At 64.3% G+C, this 18,896-nt stretch carries 17 protein-coding genes; 11 read left to right on the top strand and 6 right to left on the bottom strand.

All coding sequences use genetic code 11. The features are described from left to right. Both BM374_RS02185 and BM374_RS02190 read right to left on the bottom strand, forming a co-directional pair. The gene (locus BM374_RS02185; RefSeq protein ID WP_092288929.1) at positions 1–1,218 is read right to left on the bottom strand and encodes an OpgC domain-containing protein; all 1,218 of its coding nucleotides are present in this window, start codon (positions 1,216–1,218) and stop codon (positions 1–3) included. A 269-nt stretch (positions 1,219–1,487) separates the two neighbouring features. Further along, a complete protein-coding gene (locus tag BM374_RS02190) occupies positions 1,488–4,541 on the bottom strand; it encodes an ATP-binding protein (protein ID WP_092290143.1) in 3,054 nt (1,017 codons plus the stop codon). Between the two features lie 281 nt (positions 4,542–4,822). Here BM374_RS02190 and BM374_RS02195 point away from each other — a divergent pair, with 281 nt between their 5' ends. After that, on the top strand, positions 4,823–5,323 hold the full coding sequence (locus BM374_RS02195) for a hypothetical protein (RefSeq protein ID WP_092288930.1): 501 nt from the start codon (positions 4,823–4,825) through the stop codon (positions 5,321–5,323). Between the two features lie 158 nt (positions 5,324–5,481). Here BM374_RS02195 and BM374_RS02200 read toward each other — a convergent pair whose 3' ends face one another. After that, a complete protein-coding gene (locus BM374_RS02200) occupies positions 5,482–6,192 on the bottom strand; it encodes a GntR family transcriptional regulator (RefSeq protein WP_092288931.1) in 711 nt (236 codons plus the stop codon). Between the two features lie 167 nt (positions 6,193–6,359). Between BM374_RS02200 and BM374_RS02205 the strand changes: the two genes are divergently transcribed. The 4 genes from BM374_RS02205 to BM374_RS02220 all read left to right on the top strand — a co-directional run bounded on the left by BM374_RS02205 (position 6,360) and on the right by BM374_RS02220 (position 11,023). Further along, positions 6,360–8,000: a sugar ABC transporter ATP-binding protein gene (locus BM374_RS02205; RefSeq protein ID WP_092288932.1), complete on the top strand. Its 1,641-nt coding sequence runs from the start codon at positions 6,360–6,362 to the stop codon at positions 7,998–8,000. Then, a complete protein-coding gene (locus BM374_RS02210; RefSeq protein WP_092290144.1) occupies positions 7,997–9,334 on the top strand; it encodes an ABC transporter permease in 1,338 nt (445 codons plus the stop codon). Before BM374_RS02205 ends, BM374_RS02210 begins: the two co-directional genes overlap by 4 nt. A gap of 37 nt (positions 9,335–9,371) precedes the next feature. Next, positions 9,372–10,295, top strand: a complete 924-nt coding sequence (locus BM374_RS02215; RefSeq protein ID WP_502689411.1) for a substrate-binding domain-containing protein — start codon at positions 9,372–9,374, stop codon at positions 10,293–10,295. Positions 10,296–10,429: 134 nt separating this feature from the next. Further along, positions 10,430–11,023, top strand: coding sequence for a DUF1349 domain-containing protein (locus BM374_RS02220; protein ID WP_092288934.1), 594 nt, complete (start codon positions 10,430–10,432; stop codon positions 11,021–11,023). A 16-nt stretch (positions 11,024–11,039) separates the two neighbouring features. Here BM374_RS02220 and BM374_RS02225 read toward each other — a convergent pair whose 3' ends face one another. Together BM374_RS02225 and BM374_RS02230 are read right to left on the bottom strand one after the other, a co-directional pair. Then, positions 11,040–11,816 (bottom strand): cyclase family protein, encoded by a 777-nt coding sequence (locus BM374_RS02225; protein ID WP_092288935.1) that lies wholly within the window; start codon positions 11,814–11,816, stop codon positions 11,040–11,042. A 49-nt stretch (positions 11,817–11,865) separates the two neighbouring features. After that, positions 11,866–12,855, bottom strand: a complete 990-nt coding sequence (locus tag BM374_RS02230) for a fumarylacetoacetate hydrolase family protein (protein WP_092290145.1) — start codon at positions 12,853–12,855, stop codon at positions 11,866–11,868. A 151-nt stretch (positions 12,856–13,006) separates the two neighbouring features. On the opposite strand from BM374_RS02230, the gene BM374_RS02235 reads away from it, so the two are divergent. The 6 genes from BM374_RS02235 (at position 13,007) to BM374_RS02260 (ending at position 17,865) form a co-directional block, all read left to right on the top strand. Further along, a complete protein-coding gene (locus BM374_RS02235) occupies positions 13,007–13,888 on the top strand; it encodes an ABC transporter substrate-binding protein (protein WP_502689412.1) in 882 nt (293 codons plus the stop codon). Positions 13,889–13,900: 12 nt separating this feature from the next. Further along, entirely contained in the window at positions 13,901–14,605 is a 705-nt protein-coding gene (locus BM374_RS02240) for a GntR family transcriptional regulator (protein ID WP_092288937.1), read from the top strand. Next, positions 14,602–15,408 carry an ABC transporter ATP-binding protein gene (locus BM374_RS02245; protein WP_092288938.1) on the top strand — a complete coding sequence of 269 codons (807 nt, stop codon included), beginning with the start codon at positions 14,602–14,604 and terminating at the stop codon, positions 15,406–15,408. Before BM374_RS02240 ends, BM374_RS02245 begins: the two co-directional genes overlap by 4 nt. After that, positions 15,405–16,169 (top strand): ABC transporter permease, encoded by a 765-nt coding sequence (locus tag BM374_RS02250; protein WP_092288939.1) that lies wholly within the window; start codon positions 15,405–15,407, stop codon positions 16,167–16,169. Before BM374_RS02245 ends, BM374_RS02250 begins: the two co-directional genes overlap by 4 nt. Then, positions 16,166–16,933: an ABC transporter permease gene (locus BM374_RS02255; RefSeq protein WP_092288940.1), complete on the top strand. Its 768-nt coding sequence runs from the start codon at positions 16,166–16,168 to the stop codon at positions 16,931–16,933. The genes BM374_RS02250 and BM374_RS02255 overlap by 4 nt, the downstream gene beginning before the upstream one ends. A 104-nt stretch (positions 16,934–17,037) precedes the next feature. Further along, the gene (locus BM374_RS02260) at positions 17,038–17,865 is read left to right on the top strand and encodes a thioredoxin domain-containing protein (protein ID WP_210188570.1); all 828 of its coding nucleotides are present in this window, start codon (positions 17,038–17,040) and stop codon (positions 17,863–17,865) included. On the opposite strand, the gene BM374_RS02265 is transcribed toward BM374_RS02260, so the two are convergent. After that, a complete protein-coding gene (locus BM374_RS02265; RefSeq protein ID WP_143270137.1) occupies positions 17,807–18,871 on the bottom strand; it encodes a hypothetical protein in 1,065 nt (354 codons plus the stop codon). The two genes, BM374_RS02260 and BM374_RS02265, sit on opposite strands and share 59 nt — an antisense overlap. Positions 18,872–18,896: the final 25 nt, after the last annotated feature.

The following is an 18,896-nucleotide window of genomic DNA, read 5'->3' on the forward strand; positions in this document are numbered from 1 at the left end:
TCACCGGCTCGCAGGCGCGAGAGCAGCCGCCGGGGCCGGTGCGCTCTCGATGGCGACGTCAGGCTCTTCGACTTCCGTCACCTTGACGAACAAGCTCGGCACCCGCTCGGCGCGATCGAGCAGCCAGGCGGCGCCGATCATGATGATGATGCCGGCGAAGGAGACGGCGAGCTGCTCCCAGACACCCTTGGTATATTGCGTCAGAATCCAGTGCGCGGAGAACGACAGGAAGACGCCAAGGCAGAAGATCGGTAGCGAATGCTGGCCGCAGAGGATGACGGGCCGAAGCCAGACCGTGTGCAGCGCCTTCCATTTGCGCGGGACGAAATGCGTCACCCAGATCGCCAGTGCCAGGAAATGCGTGAAGCGCAGCATGTCGAGGTCGGTCTTGTCGATCGGGTAGATCGCCTTGATCATCCATTTCGGGATCAGCGCTTCCAGCGCATGGACGTGCCAGGTCATCACGATCACAAACGCGAAGACGAGCCAGGCCACAGCCACCGTCATCGTTGTCCTCGACCACACCCATTTGCGGATCTTGTCGATCTGGCCGACGCCGCACCAGGCGGCGAACACGAACATCAGCTGCCAGCAGAACGGGTTGAAGTACCAGGTCGTGCCCGGCGGATAGGACGCGATGTTCCAGTCGAACCGGCGCGACAGCATGTAGAGCAGTGCGGAGGCGGCGAGCGTCAGGTTCGGCCGGCGCACCAGGCACCAGACGATGAAGGGCGCAGCGAGCACCAGCGTGATGTAGAGCGGCAGCACGTCGAGATTGACCGGCTTGTACTTGAGCAGGATCGCCTGCCCGATCAGCTCGTCCGGATGCGACAGGAAATTGAACACGTTGAACTCGTGCTCGTACATCGGATTGTCGAAACGGCGCGCAGTGCGGGCGATCTGTGCCGTGAACAAGAGGAACAGCATGATGTGGGCGACGTACATTTCCGCCGCCCGCCGCCACAGCCGCTTCAGCGCGGCGAGAAACCAGCCGCCGGCGACGACGGGGCCGTAGATCCAGCCGACCAGATAGCCGGAGATGAAGACGAAGAATTCGGCGGCATCGCTGAAGCCGTAATTGCGCAGCGTCAGCCAGGCCACGACGTCCTGCGGGATGTGGTCGAGGAAGATCATCCACAACCCGATGCCGCGGAAAAGGTCGAGCCGCAGGTCGCGCTCGACCGGCGCCAGCAGTGCTGCCTGGTCCTTTATGATCATGGCCCCGCCTCGTCGGGTGGGCGTCGCGCCATCGCGGCGCCGATGCAATCACATGCTAAAAAAGATCAGTCCAAACGTCACCTAGCTCATGCGGCTAGAACGGTGACGGTAGCCCACCTTGCCGCCCGCGCAAGGGACTTGTCGTCACAGCGCGGCCGCCTTGACCCCAAAAATCGAAAACAACCCCATGCACAGTAGCTAAACCCTTGGAAAATTTATGGAATCTGTTCCGCCCGTCGAGCAAAATCGCGAGCCAACGCGATGGGACGTCAGCCCGGCTGATCGCCGCCTGCGAGCAGGCCGTTCAGCATCGCCTCAGCCTTATGCAGGAGCGGCCTGGCGCCGCTCTCGGAGGCGATCGCGATGGCGGCGCGCAGCGCGGCAAGGATGATGGTGCGGTTCTCCTCGCTCGATCGCGGCGTCACCACGGCCTCTCCGAACAGCGCCTCGGCCTCGAGGCCGGAAAAGCCCTGCTGTCGCGCGGTATGGCGCGCCTCGCGCAACATGTTCTGCGCCGCCTGGGCATCGCCGAGCTGGTGGCTCGCCAGCGCCAGATAGATCGATGAGCGCAGCACCGCCGAGGTATAGCCGACCGCGCGCGCCTCTTCGCGCGCCTCGGTCAGCATGCGGCGAGCGCGGTCGAACTGCCCCTGTTCGAGATAGGCGATGCCGAGATGGCAGGCCAGCACCGGCACGAACAGGCGGATGCCGTGCTTCTGCGCCAGCACGAAGCCGTCTTCGAGAACGGCGGCGGCCGCTGCGGCATCGCCCCGGCCAAGCATCAGCCAGCCGCCGCTATAGGCCGCGGCAACGCGGTCATAAGGACGGCCGGTCTCGTCCGCGATCGCAGCGGCTTGTCGCTGGATCTGCTCGGCGGCGTCGAACTCGCCCATCACGGTGTGGGTGATGCTGCCCATCATGCAGCAGATAACGAGCAGCGATTGCGGAGTCGTCCCAATCGGCGCACTGGCTGCCGGACCGGTGAGATTGGCGCAGGCCGTGGCCAGCATCTCCTTGGCATTGCGGTAGCGGCCCGCCAGAAAATAGGCCTGCCCAAGACCGTATTGCGCGAGGTTGCGCCAGCCGGGATTGCCCGAGCGTTCCGCCAGAGCAACGACCTCCTCACCGATCGCAACCGCCTCGACCGGGGCACCATGGAAGTTCTGCGCGCCGGCCCTTACCGTCATGGCGGCAACCCTCCGTCCGACATCGTCGATTGCGTCGGCTCTCCGTTCGGCCTCCTTTCCCAGGTCCAACCATTCGCCGACCTGACCGGACGCAATGAAGGTTGCCCGCGCCTCCATCCGCAGGTCGATGGCGTCGATCTCCCTCGAGGGCGTCGCCGGCGTCTTGTCGAGGGAGTTCATCGCTATCTCGAAATAATTTGCCGCGTCCGCGAAAGCCGAGCGGCCGAGCCATTTGCGTCCTGCGTTTCTGCCGTGGTGGAACGCCTTGGGCCAATTTCTGGCTCGCACCGCGTGATAGCAAAGCGTATCGGGCTCATTGGCAGAGCTTTCGTCGCTCTCCAGCGCCCCAAGAATGCGCGCGTGGATATCGTCGCGGACCCTCTCGATCATCGATTCGTAGGTCACGTGACGAACCATTTCGTGACGAAACTCGAGCGCCTCGTCCAACTCACTGTCGATCCTGACCAGCAATTCGGCGCGATCGAGCGACGCGAGACAATCCTGCAGTATCCGCTCGGGTAGCTCCACGATCTTCCGCAGCATTGCGACGCCAAGCCGCGGTCCGAGTGCCGCCGCGATTTGCAGGACGGAACGCTCCTGCTTCGAAACCCGATCGAGACGCGCTGCGATCACGCCCTGAATACTGCTGGGAATGCCGAGCTCGTCAATCGGGCGCACGAGCGCGAGATCGCCCCACTGGCCGCGCAGCGTGCCGCTATCCTTCAGTCCCCGACAGACCTCCTCGATGAACAGAGGCACATTGGCGGTATGGGAAATGATCCGGGTCTTCAGATCGGAATTCGCCGCGGACGAGCCGAGCATGTCGGCGAGCATGGCCAGCCCGGATTCGTCGTCGAGCGGCCGGATGGCGACAATCTCGGCATGGCAGCGCGTGATCCAGACCGGCATGCCGTTGGGGCGGGAGGTGAGGAGAACGAGAAGACCTGATGCCTGAAGCGAAGCGATGGTGGCCACGACGCCGTCGCTCGCCCGGTCGATCCAGTGCAGATCCTCCAGCAGGAGCAACGTTCGCTGGCGATGGGCCATGCTCGCGATGATGGCACAGCTTGCATCGGAGATCGCGCGTCCCCGCGCGTGAGGCTCCAGTTCGCTCCAGTGCGGATTGGAGATCGGCCGATCGAGCACCGCGTCGAGTGCACATTGCTGGATCTCCGAGAGATCTTCTCTGGGGTCAGCCGGACCTTCGGAGTCCCGCGCGATCCCCTCCAAAGCGGCGAGCAAGAGCCGCTTGAGCGTGCTGAACGGAGCTCCCTGGAGATTTGGGCTGCATTCGGCGTCGATCAACCGCCAGCCGTTTGCCTTTTGCCCCTGGGCAAATTCATGAGCCAGCCGGGATTTGCCAATTCCGGCATCGCCGAGCAGCAGAACCGTCTGCCGACTCGTCCCGGTCCCCTCCGCGGCGCGCGCCAAGAGTGCCCGCTCGGTCGTGCGATCGACGAACCGGGAAACGCTGCGCGCCCGTCGCACCCGCCAGCTCGACAGGTCGCTTGCGCCCACGATGCGATACACCGGCACAGGCTGAGTGAAGCCTCGCAGCAGCTTGCCCCCCAGAAACTCGAAACGGACGTGCCCTTCGGCGAGCGCCTGGCAGGCTTCCGACACGTAGATCTGGTTCGCCTCGGCCGCTGCCTCCAGCCGCGCCGCCAGATGCTGAGCGGGGCCCCCCATCTCGTAGACCTTGGAGAATTCGCTCGCGACCATGTATGCGACAACATTGCCGGAGTGAACGCCGACTCGCACCTGAAGCCCTGCATCGCCAAGACCTGCAACACGCCGGACCAATTCAATTGCCGCATGACATGCCAGGGGAGCATGATTGTCGTCCGCGATCGGAGCGCCGAACACAGCCGCAAGTCCGTCCCCAAGCTCCTTGCTGACGATGCCTCCGAACTGACGCACCGCCCCCCTCATGGCGGCCAAAGCCGGCTCCAGGCGAGAGACCGCCGCCTCCGGGTCCAGTTCGGCAACGAGCTCTGTCGAGTCAATCACGTCGGCCCGGAGAATCGTTACGAACCTGCGCTCGCTGTCCGGCTCCGAGCGCCGCACCGGGGCCCCGCATTTGGAGCACCAGCTATCGCCTGGGTCGATCGTCGACTGACACGCGACGCAATGCATTTCCATGCCTTCAGAGGTCCTCACGCCGGTCTCCGTCGATCGACGCCCGTTGCAAGATTACCTATCAGCAGACTCATGGCAATCTAACTTCCGCGCATGCAAGTATCGCAGCATCACCAAAGCGCGCTGGCTGGACGAAGCACGGTTGTGAATGGTAGCGTTTGCGCGCGCGAATTTGGGGCTGCGCGTTCTAGGGGGCGCCGAGGCTTTCGTTCCGGCCAACGAGCCTTGCCGGGCTACACGTTGCCCTGATTGGTGAGACCACAGCTAAGGACAAGGTAATGGGCGGAAGAACGTATAGCGGCAAATCATTTCGAGACTTGATGAACAGTAATTACTACCCCCTGGCAAACATGAAGAAGAGCGTCGCCAAGCTCAGGGCGTCGGACGACATCGATCTGCCGACCTTGGAATACGGTCAGTATCACCTGATTCTTACGCCGGCCTCGAAATGGCCGGAGGGCAGCGCCAAGTACTGGCACAAGGAGAAGGGGCGGGCCCGCGTCGACCTCAGCACGCAGCCGAACACGGTCCCCCTGTCCAGGGACGAGCCAGGGGTGATTCCCTTGACGCGGTGCGACCTGCTCGATGCCTGCGTCCGGAAGTGCTTCAACTCCGAGCCGCCGATCCCGATGAAGACGAAGATCATCACGCACGAGCCAAGCGATGCCCTCGCTCATCGGCATGAGATCCGGCTGGAGTGGGAGTACAAGAAGGGCTCGGACAAGCCGGCGTTGCTCAACCTGACGATGGTCTGCCCGCACCGACCCGAGAAGGGATGATCGTCACGCTGAATCGCAGCAGCAACATCCGATTTGAACGACGCGGGCTGGCAATTTGCCGGCCCGTGTTTTTGGCTGCCCCCGCTCGCCGATATGTCTCCACACCTAAGGCAGGACTTGCAGCAACCGTACGCTCCGCGCGGACGTCGCCGCACCGACTAGCTCTCGAAGAAGCCGGGATGCTTCTCCACGAAGGTATTCAGTTCGCGCGCGACGCGATCGAGATGGCTGGCCATCTCGGTCCTGGCCCTCTCAGGATTGCGATCTGCTATCCCGCGGTAGATCGCCTCGTGCTCCTTGTAAGTTCCTTCTGGCCGACCCGGCTCGGGCAATAGCGTGCGACGAACGCGTTCAAGATGAGTTCGGATCGTATCGAGCGCTTCGCCGACGCGCGCGAGGCCCAGGCTCTCGGTCATCTGTTGGTGAAATCTGGTATCGAGCGCGTGGAAACCTTCGAGGTCTCCGCTCGCGATCGCAGCCTTTTGATAGGCGAGATTCTGGCCGAGCGCGGCGATCGCATCGTCCAACATGCTGGTCGCGCAGACGCCGACGACCTCGACCTCCAGCGCGCGACGCATCAGCATCCACTGCCTGACGTCCTCAAGATGAATCCTGGCAACGTAGGAGCCGCGCTGCGGCTCGACCACGACCAATCCGTCGAAGGCGAGCCTGTTGATTGCCGTCGTGATCGACAGTTTCGACACGTCAAAGCGCGCGCACCACTCGTTCTTGTCGATCGGCGTTTCGGGCGCGAGCGCGCCGGAGACGATGGCGCGTTTCAGCGCAAGATAGGCCTGATCGACTTTCGAGCCGCCTGCGCTGCGCCCGCGCGCTGGCCTCGCGCCACTGAACCCGCCGACTGAATGCATGCTGTGTTCCCCCGGCCGATCTACACATTTCGGCGCCGCGACGCCAATCGCGCGGCCAAAAGGCTTGACGAGCAGCAGCTGATATAACTAGCATATCAGTTAATAAGCAAACGAACACCTGCGACTCGATGTCTTCAGGGACTGACGGCACGCCGGGAGGCAACCCAATGAAGGCACGCTTCGGCGCGCTCGGGTCGGACGACGAGCGCGGTGCGCAGCGCTCCCCTCGCGTGGTCGAGCTTGGCAGCCGCGCCGGCGTGCTTGATGGCCATGTCGTGCTCAGCGCGGAGCGGGTCTCCAAATCCTTTGCCGGCGTGAACGCGCTTCACGAGGTCGACTTCGATCTGCGCCACGGCGAAGTGCACGCGCTGATGGGCGAGAATGGTGCCGGCAAAAGCACCCTGATGAAAATCCTCGCCGGCGTGCACACGAGCTACGACGGCACCATTCTGGTCGAGGGCCATCCGGCAGCCTTCACCGGCGTGCGCGACGCCGAAGAGGCCGGCGTTGCCATCATCCACCAGGAGCTCAATCTCGTTCCCGAGCTGAGCGTCGCCGACAATATCTTCCTCGGCCGAGAGCCGCTGATCGGCGGAGTCTTGATCGACCGGCGCCGGATGGCGAGGACCGCCGAGCGCTTGCTGGCGCGGCTCGGCGTCGCCATCGCGCCGGAGACCAGGATCGCGGGCCTGCGCGTCGGCGAGCAGCAACTCGTCGAGATCGCCAAGGCGCTGTCGCTCAACGCGCGCATCCTCATCATGGACGAGCCGACCTCGGCGCTGTCCTCGTCGGAATGCGACACGCTGTTCAAGATCGTGCGCCAGCTCGCAAGCGAAGGCGTCGCGATCATCTACACCTCGCACCGCATCGAGGAGGTGCTGGAGCTCGCCAATCGCGTCACCGTGCTGCGCGATGGCAGGCACGTGGTGACGGCACGAATCGATCAACTCTCGCGCGGCGCCATCATCTCGGCGATGGTCGGCCGTGAGATGGCCGCGCACGCGCGCAGCGCGACGGCGCAGGATGGCGCGGTTGTCCTCTCGGTGCAGGACCTGACGCTGGATACGCTCGGTCCGCACGGATGGCGGCGCACATTGCACGGCGTGAGCTTCGAGCTGAAGCGCGGCGAGATCCTTGGCATTGGCGGCCTACTCGGATCCGGACGGACGGAGATTCTGGAGTCGATCTTCGGCGTAGCGCGCGGCTGGCGCGAGGGGCGCATCGCGATCGACGGTGCGGCGGTCGACATCGCCTCTCCTTCCGACGCCTACCATCTCGGCGTCGCACTCGTCAGCGAGGACCGCAAGGAGCGCGGCCTGCATCTGGCCGCCTCGATCTGCGACAACGTCGCGCTGCCCTCGACTGGTGCGCTTTCGCGATTTGGCCTGCGCGCATTCGCGCGCGAACGCGCGCTCGCCACTGAGATGGTCAGACGGCTCTCGGTTCGCTGCACGGGTATCGGCCAGGAAGCCGCCGCGCTGTCCGGCGGCAACCAGCAAAAGGTCGTGATCGGCAAATGGCTGGCAACCGAACCGCGCATCCTGCTGCTCGACGAGCCGACCCGCGGCATCGACATCGGCGCCAAACAGGAGATTTACCGATTGATTTTCGACCTCGCAGCCCAGGGCCTCGGCATCATCGTGGTGACTTCTGAGATGCCCGAGCTGCTGCTGTTGTCCGACCGCATCCTCGTCATGTGCGAGGGCCGGCAGACCGGCATTCTCGCACGCCAGAACGCGTCGCAGGAGACGGTGATGCGCCTCGCCGCACCGGGCATGGCGAGATGGTCGCAGGAAGCCGCATCATGAAAGCCCTGTTCCGCTTGCTCTCGCGCACCAAGCTGTATTGGGGGCTCGTACTGATCTGCCTGATCGGCGCCGTCATCTCGCCGCACACCTCGTCCGGCCACAACATCTTCCTGTCTTACGGCAATTTGACCGACGTGCTGCGCCAAGTTTCGATCACTGGCCTCGTCGCGACTGGAATGACCATGGTCATCCTGCTTGGCGGCATCGATCTTTCGGTCGGCTCGGTGATGGGCTTCTCGACGGTGATCTGCGCGATGTTGCTGACCAAGCCCGGCTGGACCTCGGCATCCGTCCTGGGCGTGCCGGCGGCGATCCTCGTCGGTGGCGCTGCCGTCGCGCTGGCTGCACGCTTCGTGTTCGCCGGCCTCGCGCGCGGCCGCGATGTCAGCGCCGGAAGGCGGCGCGAGATCGCGCTGCCGCGATGGCAGAGCACCACGCTTCCGGGACTGCTCGGCCTTGTCGCCGCTATCGCCATCGGCTGGTGGACGATGAACCAGATGCCGACCAAATTCGGCGTTCTCGGTGTCCTGCTGATCGCGCCCTGCCTCGCGATGGTGCTTGGCGGCCTCAACGGGCTCCTGATCGTCACCGGCCGGCTGCAGCCCTTCATCGCGACGCTCGCGATGATGGTCAGCGCACTTGGCATCGCGCGATTGACGGCCGGGTCCGACAATGCCGTGGTGCCTGTTTACACGGGCACCAATGCGACCGAGGCTTTCGAGCTGCTGCGCTCGATGCTGTGGGGCGTTTTGCCTGTCCCGAGCGTCTTCTTCCTCGCGGCCATCTGCCTGTTCGGCGCGATCCTGCGCTTCACTACCTTCGGCCGCTATGCCTATGCGATCGGCGGCAATGTCGAGGCGGCAAAGCTTTCCGGTATCAAGGTCGCGCAGGTGCAGCTCACGGCCTATTTGTTGTCAGGCCTTCTCGCCGGGATCGCCGGCGTGCTGTTCGTCGCGCAGTACCGGCAAGGCAAGCCCGATGCGGGCACGGGCCTCGAGCTCGACGCGATCGCCGCCGTTGTGATCGGCGGCACCAGCCTGATGGGCGGCCGCGGCGGCCTTGCCGGCACCTTCGTCGGCGTCCTGATCTTCGGTCTGCTCTCCGACATCCTGCAGCTTCAGAACATCGACTCCAACGTCCAGCTCGTGATGAAGGGGCTGATCATCATTTGCACCGTGCTGGTGCAGGAGCAGAATCTCGGCCAGCTCGTCGCGCGATGGCGGTTCCGTCGATCGGGCGAAGCTCATGTCGATCCGAAAACAGCCGAGACCGATCGGCTGCCAAGCGCCGCAAAGGCCCAACTCGCAAGGGAGGATCTCGATGAAGCGTCGTGAGTTTTTGAAGTTGTCGACCACTGCGGCGGGCGCCGCAATGACCATCTATCTGCCGGCAGGCTGGACGCCTGCAAGGGCCGCCGGCAAGTCGAAAGTCGGCTTCAGCCAGTGCACCACGCTGGAGCCGTGGCGGGTGCAATTCAACAAGGACATCCTGACTGAAGCGAAGAATCATCCTGACATCGACCTCATCATTACCGACGGCCAGGACAAGACCGAGAAGCAGGTCGCCGATTGCGACAATCTGATCGTGCAGCAGGTCAACGTGCTCCTGATCTCGCCCAAGGAATCGGCTGGCCTGACCGGTGTGGTCGAAAAGGCGATCGACGCCAAGATTCCCGTCATCGTGCTCGACCGCAACGTCGACACCAAGCGCATCACCCAGTTCATCGGCGGCGACAACGTCGCGATCGGCAGGGCCGCCGGCGAGCACGCGGTGAAGCTGCTCGGCGGTCCCGGCAAGGCGGCCGGCAACGTCGTCGAGATCTGGGGCGGCATGGGCACCCAACCCGCGCATGACCGGCACGACGGCTTCCATGCCTTCACGGACAAGGAAAAGGGCATCAAGTACCTGCTCAACAACCAGTCGGGCGACTGGAAGCAGGACAAGGCCTACGACATCATGACGACGGCGCTGCGTAACAACGAGAAGATCGACATGGTCTACGGCCATAACGACCCAATGGCCTACGGCGCTTATCTCGCCGCCAAGGACGCCGGCCGCGACAAGGATATCAAGTTCATCATCGGCATCGACGGACTGCCTGATGAGGGCGTCACCTGGGTCTCCAAGGGCCAGCTCACCGCGACGTTCCTCTACGCAACGCCCGGTGCGGAAGGATTGAGACAGGCGGCAAAGCTGCTCAAGGGCGAGAAGCTCGAGCCTGTCATCACCTTGCCGACGATGCTGATTACCAAGGAGAACGCGCCGGATATCCTGAAGAAGAACGGGCTGCTCTGATTTAGCCACACTGAAATGCGTTCTTTGGAGAGCCGGGTGCGTGATCGCGCATCCGGCTCTCCATTCGTCGTGCGGCTGTCTTGCCGCGCCTGATCGACACCCGGCGGTGTCGACAACTTTCGTCGAGGTTCGACATGAGCGCTTCCATCTTCGCAAGACATGATGGTGTCTGGCTGAATGAGCCGAAGCGGTGGACCGCGCAGGACGACAGCCTCGAGATCGTCACCGACAAGGCCACCGATTTCTGGCAGAAAACTCACTATGGGTTCTGCCGCGACAGTGGCCACTTCCTGGGTTTTCGGACCACGGAGGCGTTCACGGCCGAGTTGCGCGTCCAGTGCGAGTTTCAAGAGCTCTACGATCAAGCCGGCATCATGGTGCGGGTCGACGCGGAGCATTGGATCAAAGCCGGGATCGAGTTCTCGGACGGGCGCGCCATGCTGTCGAGCGTCTTGACCAATGGTCAGTCGGATTGGGCAACAGCCCCCTATGCGCACGACGCCAGTGATTTCCGGATGCGCGTCACGGTCACCGAGGGCGTTATTCGATTGCAGTCGTCGGCTGACGGCCAGATCTGGCCACTCGTCCGATTGGCGCCTTTCCCCAAAGCGCAATCCTATCTCGTCGGGCCGATGGCCTGCACACCCGAACGGGCGGGATTGCCGGTGAAGTTCACGGAGTTTTCGCTCAAGCCGCCACTTGGCAAGGATCTGCATGATCTGAGCTAGAGCGGAGCCCGAGCCGCTAACTCTCGAGAATCGCCACCGCGCGCGTCCAGCCTGCCGAAGCGCGCTCGATCTTCACGGGAAAGCATGAGACCTTGAAGCCGGTCGGCGGCAGCTGCTCGAGATTGTGCAGCTTCTCGAGATGGCAGTAGCCGATATGGCGGCCGGCCTTGTGGCCTTCCCAGATCAGGCCGGCGTCCTTGGTCTCCGCGTATTTCTTCGCGGTGTAGACGAACGGCGCGTCCCAGCTCCAGCCGTCGGTGCCGGTCAGGCGCACGCCGCGCTCGAGCAGGTACATGGTCGCTTCATAGCCCATGCCGCAGCCCGAGGTGACGTAGTCCTGCCGGCCATATTTGGCGCCGGCGCTGGTATTGACCACGACGATCTCGAGCGGCTTCAGCTCATGGCCGATGCGCTTGAGCTCGGTCTCGACATCCTTGGCTGAAGCGACATAGCCGTCGGGCAAATGCCGGAAGTCGAGCTTCACGCCTGGCTGGAAGCACCATTCCAGCGGCACCTCGTCGATGGTCCAGGACCGCTCGCCGCGATTCATGGTCGGGTGAAAATGCCAAGGTGCGTCGAGATGCGTGCCGTTGTGGGTCGAGAGGCTGACCTGCTCCACCGCCCAGCCCTGTCCGTCCGGCAGATCCTCGGCCTTCAGTCCGTCGAAGAACTGCAGCATGCGCGGCAGGCCCTGCTGGTGATTGATATATTGGATCGTCGGATGATTGCCGGGCGGGTCGGCGGGCACATCGTTTTGCAGCGGGACGGAGATGTCGATCAGCCTGGTCGTCATGGCGCTTCCTCGTTGATTGTTTTTTCGTTGGCGGCCGTCAGGCGTCGCTTCATGCGTCTTGCCGCTCGACGCGGTTCTTCAGAATGCCGATCTTCTCGACCTCGAGCTCGATCGTATCGCCATGCTCGAGAAACCATCCGAGCTCGAGACCGCAGCCATTGCCGACCGTGCCGGAGCCGATGAATTCGCCGGGCATCAGCGTCTCGTCCTGGCTGACGTGGGCGATGATCTCCTCGAAGGAAAACAGCATGCCCTCGGAGACGCCCTTGGAGCGGGTCTCGCCGTTGACGCGCGCTTCCATCTTCAACCGATAGGGATCGCCGATCTCGTCCGGCGTCACGATCCAGGGGCCCATCACGTTGCCGCCGTCAAAACTCTTGCCTTTGGCCGGGCCAAGCCGTCCCTCCATCTCGATGCGCTGGGCATCGCGCGCGGAGAAATCGTTGAAGATGGTATAGCCGAAAATGTGATCCCCAGCCTTCGCAGGCGTGATGTTCGCGCCCCTGTTTTTGGTGACGATCCCGAACTCGAGCTCGTAGTCCATCACCTTGCTGTAGCGCGGCCATTTCACCGTGGTGTTGGTGCCGCGGACGCTGAAGCGGTTGGTGATGTAGAAGATCGGCTGCTTGCGATAGACCTCGGGCAGCTCACCGAGCGGCTCGGCGTCGATGCGCGCCAATTCCGCGTTGTCGCCCTTGGCCCGCGCGGCGAGCTTCCGCTGCCCGCGCGGCGCCTGCAGGATGTGCAGCGGAAACGACATGCCGTCGCGCATCTGCCTGGGCTCCGGCACCGGCGCGAGGATGTCGACGGCGCTGACCGCCGCCGACAGCGTCGCGTCCTGGCCGTGCTTGTCGAGCAGTGCGCGGGCCCGATCGAGCGCGCGGGGTCCGGCGTCGATCAGCGCCAGCATGGAGCCGAAGGCCGGATCGGCCTCGCCGTCCCGCGCGGCGGCGGCGGCGAGATCAAAGACCTGGCTGTCATTGGCATAAACGGCTCCGATCTTCTCCCGACCGGCGGATTTGAATGTTGCGAGCTTCACCTTGGGCACCCCTTGCTCTTATTTCGAATATATGATCATGTAAAATATCGATAAACAAGACTGAAAAATACAAATCGGGGAGAGCGCGGTGAAGCGAACGCAATTGACGGCGATGCTGGCGGGGCTCGCGTTCGGGGCGTCTGTTGCCTTGATGGGCCCAGCGCTGGCGGAGTCCAAGATCCAGATCGGCTGTACCGCGACCTCCGACTGCGCCTCGGCCATGGTCGCGGTCGACGAAGGCATTTTCAGGAAGCACGGGCTGGACGTCGAGATGACGCCGATCGCAATCAACTCCAACATCCCCGCGGCGATCCTGTCGAACTCGATTCAGGTCGGCGGCCCAACCTCGACCGTCTTTCTCCAAGCCGTCGACGGTGGCCTCGACCTCGTCGCGATCGCCGGCGCCTCGGTGATGAACCCGACCTCGAACACCGCGATCGCCGCCTTCGTCCGCAACGGCATCACCATCAAGGACCCCAAGGATTTCGTCGGCAAGAAGGTCGGCGCGCCCGGCCTGAACGCCTTTCTGCACGTGCTGTTCGTGAAATGGCTGGTTGAGAAAGGCGTCGATCCCCGAAGCGTCAATTTCGTCGAGGTCACCTTCCCGACCATGGCGGACATCATCAAATCAGGCGGCGTCGACGCCGTGCTCACCGCCGAGCCGTTCGTCACGCGCATGACCAATGCAGGGCTCGGTTCGGTCGGCGCGCGGTACGGCGCCGAGCTCGGTCGCACCGATCCGATCATCTTCTACGCCGCATCGCGCGACTGGGCGGAGAAGAATGCGGCGACGGTGAAGAAATTCCGCGAAGCCATCGCGGAGGCCGCCGTGATCGTCAACAGCGATCGCGAGAAGGCCTCCGCCTCGATCGCCAAGTTCACCAAGCAGCCGCTCGAGCTCGTCAAGGCGACGCCGCCGAACCAGTCCGAGCCGAACCTCAGGGCAGAAAACCTCTCCTGGTGGATCGACGTGATGTCGTCGCAGAAGATGCTGCAATCGAAGCTCGACACCGCGAAACTGGTGCTGAACTAGAGGATATCGGCGATGCCCGCTTCCGAGCGCACTCTCGAACGGCTGCCGGCCGAGGCCGGCACTTTGAGCGAGCGCGCCGCAAATCTCATCGAGCAGGACATCCTGGCCGGACGTCTCGCACCGGGATCGCGGCTCGGAATTGTCGACCTCGTGCAGCGCTACGACATCGGCGCCACTCCCTTGCGCGAAGGCCTGTCGCGGCTGATGTCGCGCGGTCTGATCGTCGGCATCGGCCAGCGCGGCTTTCGCGTCGCCGAGGTCAGCCGCGAGGATCTCGCCGACATCACCTGCATGCGGACGGCGGTCGAGATCGAGGCCGTCAGGCTCGCGATCCGGCACGGCGACCTCGCCTGGGAGGCTGGCATCGTCAGCGCGCTGCATCAGATGCGCCGGCATATCGAGCGCACCGGCAATGAATTCCGCGAAGGCGCGGCCGAGTTCGACCGGCTGCACAAGGGCTTTCACACCGCACTGCTCGCCGCCTGCGGCTCGCGGCGCATGCTGGCGGCCCATTCCGATCTCTACGACCAGGCCTATCGCTACCGCCGCGTGATGATGGGCGCAATCGACAGCGGTGAGGGCTTCATCAGGAGTCACCAGATGCTCGCCGACCACGTGCTGGCCCGCGACGTGACTGCCGCGCAAAAAATGCTGGCGGCACATCTGCACTCGACCATCGATTTCGTCTATCCGCCTGAAAGCGGGGAGCAACCATGAGCGTCGTTGCCAGGCTCGATGAGGCGCGCGCTGCGCGGCGGCAGAAGACGCTGATCGCGTTCAACGCCGCGACGCTGCGGCTCGGCGGCAAGACCATCATCGAGAACCTCGATCTTCAGGTGCGGCCGGGCGAATTCCTCTGCATCGTCGGCGCCTCCGGCTGTGGCAAGACCACCGCGCTGCGGCTCGCCGCGGGCCTCTATCGCCCAACCAGCGGCTCCGTCACCTTCGACGGCGAGCCGGTCACCGCGCCGCGGCGCGAGGTCGCGATCGTGTTCCAGGATTACGGCAAGGCGCTGCTGCCGTGGCGAACCGCGGCCGGCAACATCTCGCTGGCGCTGGAAGCCGCGCGCGTGCCGGCGCGCGAGCGCGGTGCGCGCATCGAGGCGCTGCTGCGCAAGGTCGGCTTGCCCGGCCATGCCGGCAAATATCCGACCGAAATGTCGGGCGGCATGCAGCAGCGCCTGCAGATCGCGCGCTGCCTTGCGCAGGAGCCGTCGACCTTGCTGATGGACGAGCCGTTCGGCGCGCTGGACGCGATGACGCGACAGGGCTTGCAGGACGAGGTCTTGTCGCTGACGCAAGCGAGCCAGACGACCGTGGTCTTCGTGACCCACGATCTCGACGAAGCCATCTATCTCGGCGACCGCGTCATCGGCCTCTTGCCGCATCCCGGCCGGATCGGCATCGAGCTCGACATCGATCTGCCGCGCCCGCGCGACCAGCTCGCCACCCGCGAGCATCCGGAATTCCTGCGGCTGCGCCGGCAATTGTTCGACTTCATCAAGGCGACCGAACATTGAGCCTCAGTCGCACGAGGCCCTTGCTGCTGCCGCTGGCGCTGATGCTCGCGTTCGAGCTCTGGGCGCGCCTCACCCATCTGCAGAGCGACAGCCTGGCCCCGCCGAGCGCGATCCTCGTGGCCCTGGCCACGGCTCTTGCCGATCTCTCGATCCCGATCGCGACCCGCGACACGCTGTTCGCCGCCTTTGCAGGATTGGCGGTCGGCAGTGCAATAGGCCTTTCACTCGGCATTGCCTTCGGCATCTCGCGCCCGCTCGACCGGCTGATGGAGGTGACGGTCGAGGCGATCCGTCCGATCCCCTCGATCGCGCTGCTGCCGATTGCGCTGATCGCCCTCGGCTTCGGCTACCGGATGGAGATCGTGATCGTGGCGTTCGCCTGCGTCTGGCCGATGCTGATCATGACGCGCAGCGCGGTGCGCAGCATCGAGCCGCGCTTGATGGAGGTGTCGCGCGCCTTGAGGCTGAGCGCGCCGCAACGGATCGCGAAGGTCGTGATCCCGGCCGCGCTGCCGCGGATTTTCGTCGCCTTCCGCCTGTCGGCCGGCATCGCCCTGATCGTCGCCGTCACGGTCGAGATCGCGATCAATCCGATCGGGCTCGGCGCCGGCATCATGCTGGCGCAACAGGCGCTGCGCGCCGACCTGATGCTCGCCTATCTCGTGTGGATCGGCGCGATCGGCTACGCGCTGAACGTCCTGATGATTGCGGCCCAGCGGCGCCTGTTCGGCCGCGCCGCGCTCGCCGGAGACAATCCATGAACCGCGCTGCGATCCTCTGGCGTGTCGCCAGCATCCTGGTCGCAGGCAGCTTCGTCGCGGCGTGGCAGCTGATCGCCGACCTGCGCCTGGTCTCGCCGGTGTTCCTGCCCGGCCCTGACAGGGCCTGGGCCGCGCTGGTGCGCGGCTTTTCGAGCGGCGATCTCGCGGGCAAGCTCATCGGTACGCTCGAGCACATGGCCTATGGCTGGCTCGCCGCCTCGATCGCCGGCATTGCGCTCGGCGCACTGATCGGATCCTCGAAGGTGATGCGGGCCTATGTCGCGCCCTCGCTGGAATTCCTGCGGCCGCTGCCGGTGTCGGCGATTATCCCGGTCGCGATCGCGATGCTTGGGCTGACGCAAGGCATGGCGCTGTTCGTGATCGCCTTCGGCGCGATCTGGCCGATCATGCTCGCAACCATTCACGGCTTTGCCGCGGTCGAGCCGCGGCTCTATGAGGTCGCCCGCTCGCTGCAGATGTCGCGCGCCGCAATCATCGGCAAGATCGCCTTGCCCTCGGCATTGCCGGACATCCTCGCGGGCATGCGGCTCAGCCTGACGGTCGCGCTGATCCTCTCGGTGGTCTGCGAGATCTTGGCCGGCCTCGACGGCCTCGGTCAGTGGGTCCTGCTCTCGGCGCGCGCGTTCCGATCCGCCGACCTTTTTGCCGGCGTCATTCTGCTCGGTGCCACCGGATATGTGACGTCGATTGCGGTGTCGCTGGTCGAGCAGCGACTGCTCGCCTGGCAGACCGCGGCGAGGTAGTTGCGGCGATCTTGGAACAAAGGCATCGCACCGACATTGCCGGATGCGAATGCCCCGATCGTGGCCGCCGCCATGCACGTGGGATCACGGGATCAGAGGCACCTTTGCCGGCCCAACGCACGATCAACGTCTCAAGGATGCGCGCGTTGCTCGCGGCATGGATGATCGTCTTGGTGTGCCTTGGAGCGATCCCCCGCACTACCCAGGCTGCCGTCACGGCCAGCCAGCTTGACCAAGCGACGCTCACGCTACGGCTGAATGCACTGTTGCCACTGCAAGTTCGCATGCGTGATCCGAGCGGCAACGCAGCGCCGCTGCGAGACTGGCTTGGAGGCGTCCCGACGGTCTGGATCCTGGCCGACTACACCTGCCAAACGCTTTGCGGACCGGCGATATCGATCGTGTCGAACGCGCTCGCCGACACCGGCCTGAGCGCCGGCAGGGACTTTCGCCTCATCATTGTCGGTTTCGACCCGAAGGATACGGCTGCTCAGGCGCAGGCGATGAAGGATGCGCAGCTGAGCACAAGGAACGGCCTGCCCGAACACAGCGTTTTCTTGCGCACCGCAGCTACAGGCGTTGCCTCGCTGATCGATGCGTTCGGCGTGAAGACCGTTTACGATCGCGAGCACGACCAATTCGCCCATCCCGCGGCCACCTTCGTGGTGACGCCCGACGGTCGGATTTCGCGCGCGCTCTCGGCGCTGGCGGTGGATGCGACGAGTCTGCGTCTGGCCCTGGTCGAAGCAGGTCAGGGGCATGTCGGGCGCTTGACCGATCAGATCCATCTGCTTTGTTACGGCTTCGATCCCGCCAGCGGCACCTACACGCTGGCGGCGCGACGGCTCCTGCTCGCGGCCACCTCCATCAGCGTCATTGTCCTTGCCCTGCTGATCGGGTTTCTCTTTCGACGCGAGCTTGCGGCCAGATAGCCGCGACGATCGCTCTCTCCGCCGCTCCCCGCTCGAGGACCGCCTCGAACGCAAGCCACAGCACCAAGCCCTGAAAGAGCGCCGCGGCGAGCAGCATTACAACTGTCCGCGCAAGCGACAGCCCGTGGGCAGGCGGAAGAATGAGGATCGCAGATTCGAGCCAACGCATCGCCAGCGTCAGCCCGCACAGGGCCAACAACCAGCGCGGATGCGATCGCACCCGGGCGCTCAGCATTGCGCAGAATGGAAACACGAATTGTCCGAACGAGAGTGCCGCCAGGACGAACTGCCAGCCATTCTCCGATCGCACCAAATACCAAGCGACTTCCTTGGGAATGTTTCCCGACCAGATGACGATGTACTGCATCGCATGGAGGTAGCACCACAGCAACAGCACCGAGAGCAGCAGGCCGCTGTAGCCGCGGCTCGGGCCAATCCGTCGTGGCGACAGCAGGCCGGCAGCGATAACGAAGGCTGTTGCGTTGGTCAGCACGAAGCTGAGATAGATCAGACCATAGATCGACGAATGAAATTCGGGCTCCAGCGATTCCACCCAGTCGATCCCGGCGAGCGACACGGTCAAGGTCCACGCGATCGATCCTACCGACGCCGCGCGCACCATGGCCTCATCATTGCGCCAGGCTCGCCGGAGCCACGCCGCGAGCGCGATCCAGATCCCGAAGTAGAGCACCGCCCGCGACACGAAGAACCATGGCGCGAACCAGCCCGCCTTGAACGGCGGCAGTGTCGCCGGACCGGCGATGGCGGGATAGATGTCCCTCATAAAGAGAAGAATGGGAATGAAGGTCAGCGCGACAACGGGCAGTATCCCGGTGGTCGCGACGAAGATGGGATGCAATTGCTCGGTCCAGCGGCGCCGCACCAGATAGCTGGTCATGAAGAGGACAAGCGCTCCGATCGGGATGGCACCCCAAGCGATCCAGGCGACGAGATAGGCCGCGGCGGTCGACCGTGCGTCGACGACAAATCCGGCGATCAGCGTCAAGCCCGAGATCACCGCCATCCCGCTC

This window comes from Bradyrhizobium sp. Ghvi, assembly GCF_900115265.1.
Lineage (GTDB): Bacteria > Pseudomonadota > Alphaproteobacteria > Rhizobiales > Xanthobacteraceae > Bradyrhizobium.

Bases quoted from the DNA above. Each gene is read 5' to 3' on its own strand.
- BM374_RS02255 (WP_092288940.1), top strand. From the start codon at position 16,166: ATGAACCGCGCTGCGATCCTCTGGCGTGTCGCCAGCATCCTGGTCGCA.
- BM374_RS02240 (WP_092288937.1), top strand. From the start codon at position 13,901: ATGCCCGCTTCCGAGCGCACTCTCGAACGGCTGCCGGCCGAGGCCGGC.
- BM374_RS02200 (WP_092288931.1), bottom strand. From the start codon at position 6,192: ATGCATTCAGTCGGCGGGTTCAGTGGCGCGAGGCCAGCGCGCGGGCGC.
- BM374_RS02205 (WP_092288932.1), top strand. From the start codon at position 6,360: ATGAAGGCACGCTTCGGCGCGCTCGGGTCGGACGACGAGCGCGGTGCG.
- BM374_RS02215 (WP_502689411.1), top strand. From the start codon at position 9,372: ATGACCATCTATCTGCCGGCAGGCTGGACGCCTGCAAGGGCCGCCGGC.
- BM374_RS02225 (WP_092288935.1), bottom strand. From the start codon at position 11,816: ATGACGACCAGGCTGATCGACATCTCCGTCCCGCTGCAAAACGATGTG.
- BM374_RS02195 (WP_092288930.1), top strand. From the start codon at position 4,823: ATGGGCGGAAGAACGTATAGCGGCAAATCATTTCGAGACTTGATGAAC.
- BM374_RS02235 (WP_502689412.1), top strand. From the start codon at position 13,007: ATGGGCCCAGCGCTGGCGGAGTCCAAGATCCAGATCGGCTGTACCGCG.
- BM374_RS02190 (WP_092290143.1), bottom strand. From the start codon at position 4,541: ATGCATTGCGTCGCGTGTCAGTCGACGATCGACCCAGGCGATAGCTGG.
- BM374_RS02220 (WP_092288934.1), top strand. From the start codon at position 10,430: ATGAGCGCTTCCATCTTCGCAAGACATGATGGTGTCTGGCTGAATGAG.
- BM374_RS02210 (WP_092290144.1), top strand. From the start codon at position 7,997: ATGAAAGCCCTGTTCCGCTTGCTCTCGCGCACCAAGCTGTATTGGGGG.
- BM374_RS02185 (WP_092288929.1), bottom strand. From the start codon at position 1,218: ATGATCATAAAGGACCAGGCAGCACTGCTGGCGCCGGTCGAGCGCGAC.
- BM374_RS02245 (WP_092288938.1), top strand. From the start codon at position 14,602: ATGAGCGTCGTTGCCAGGCTCGATGAGGCGCGCGCTGCGCGGCGGCAG.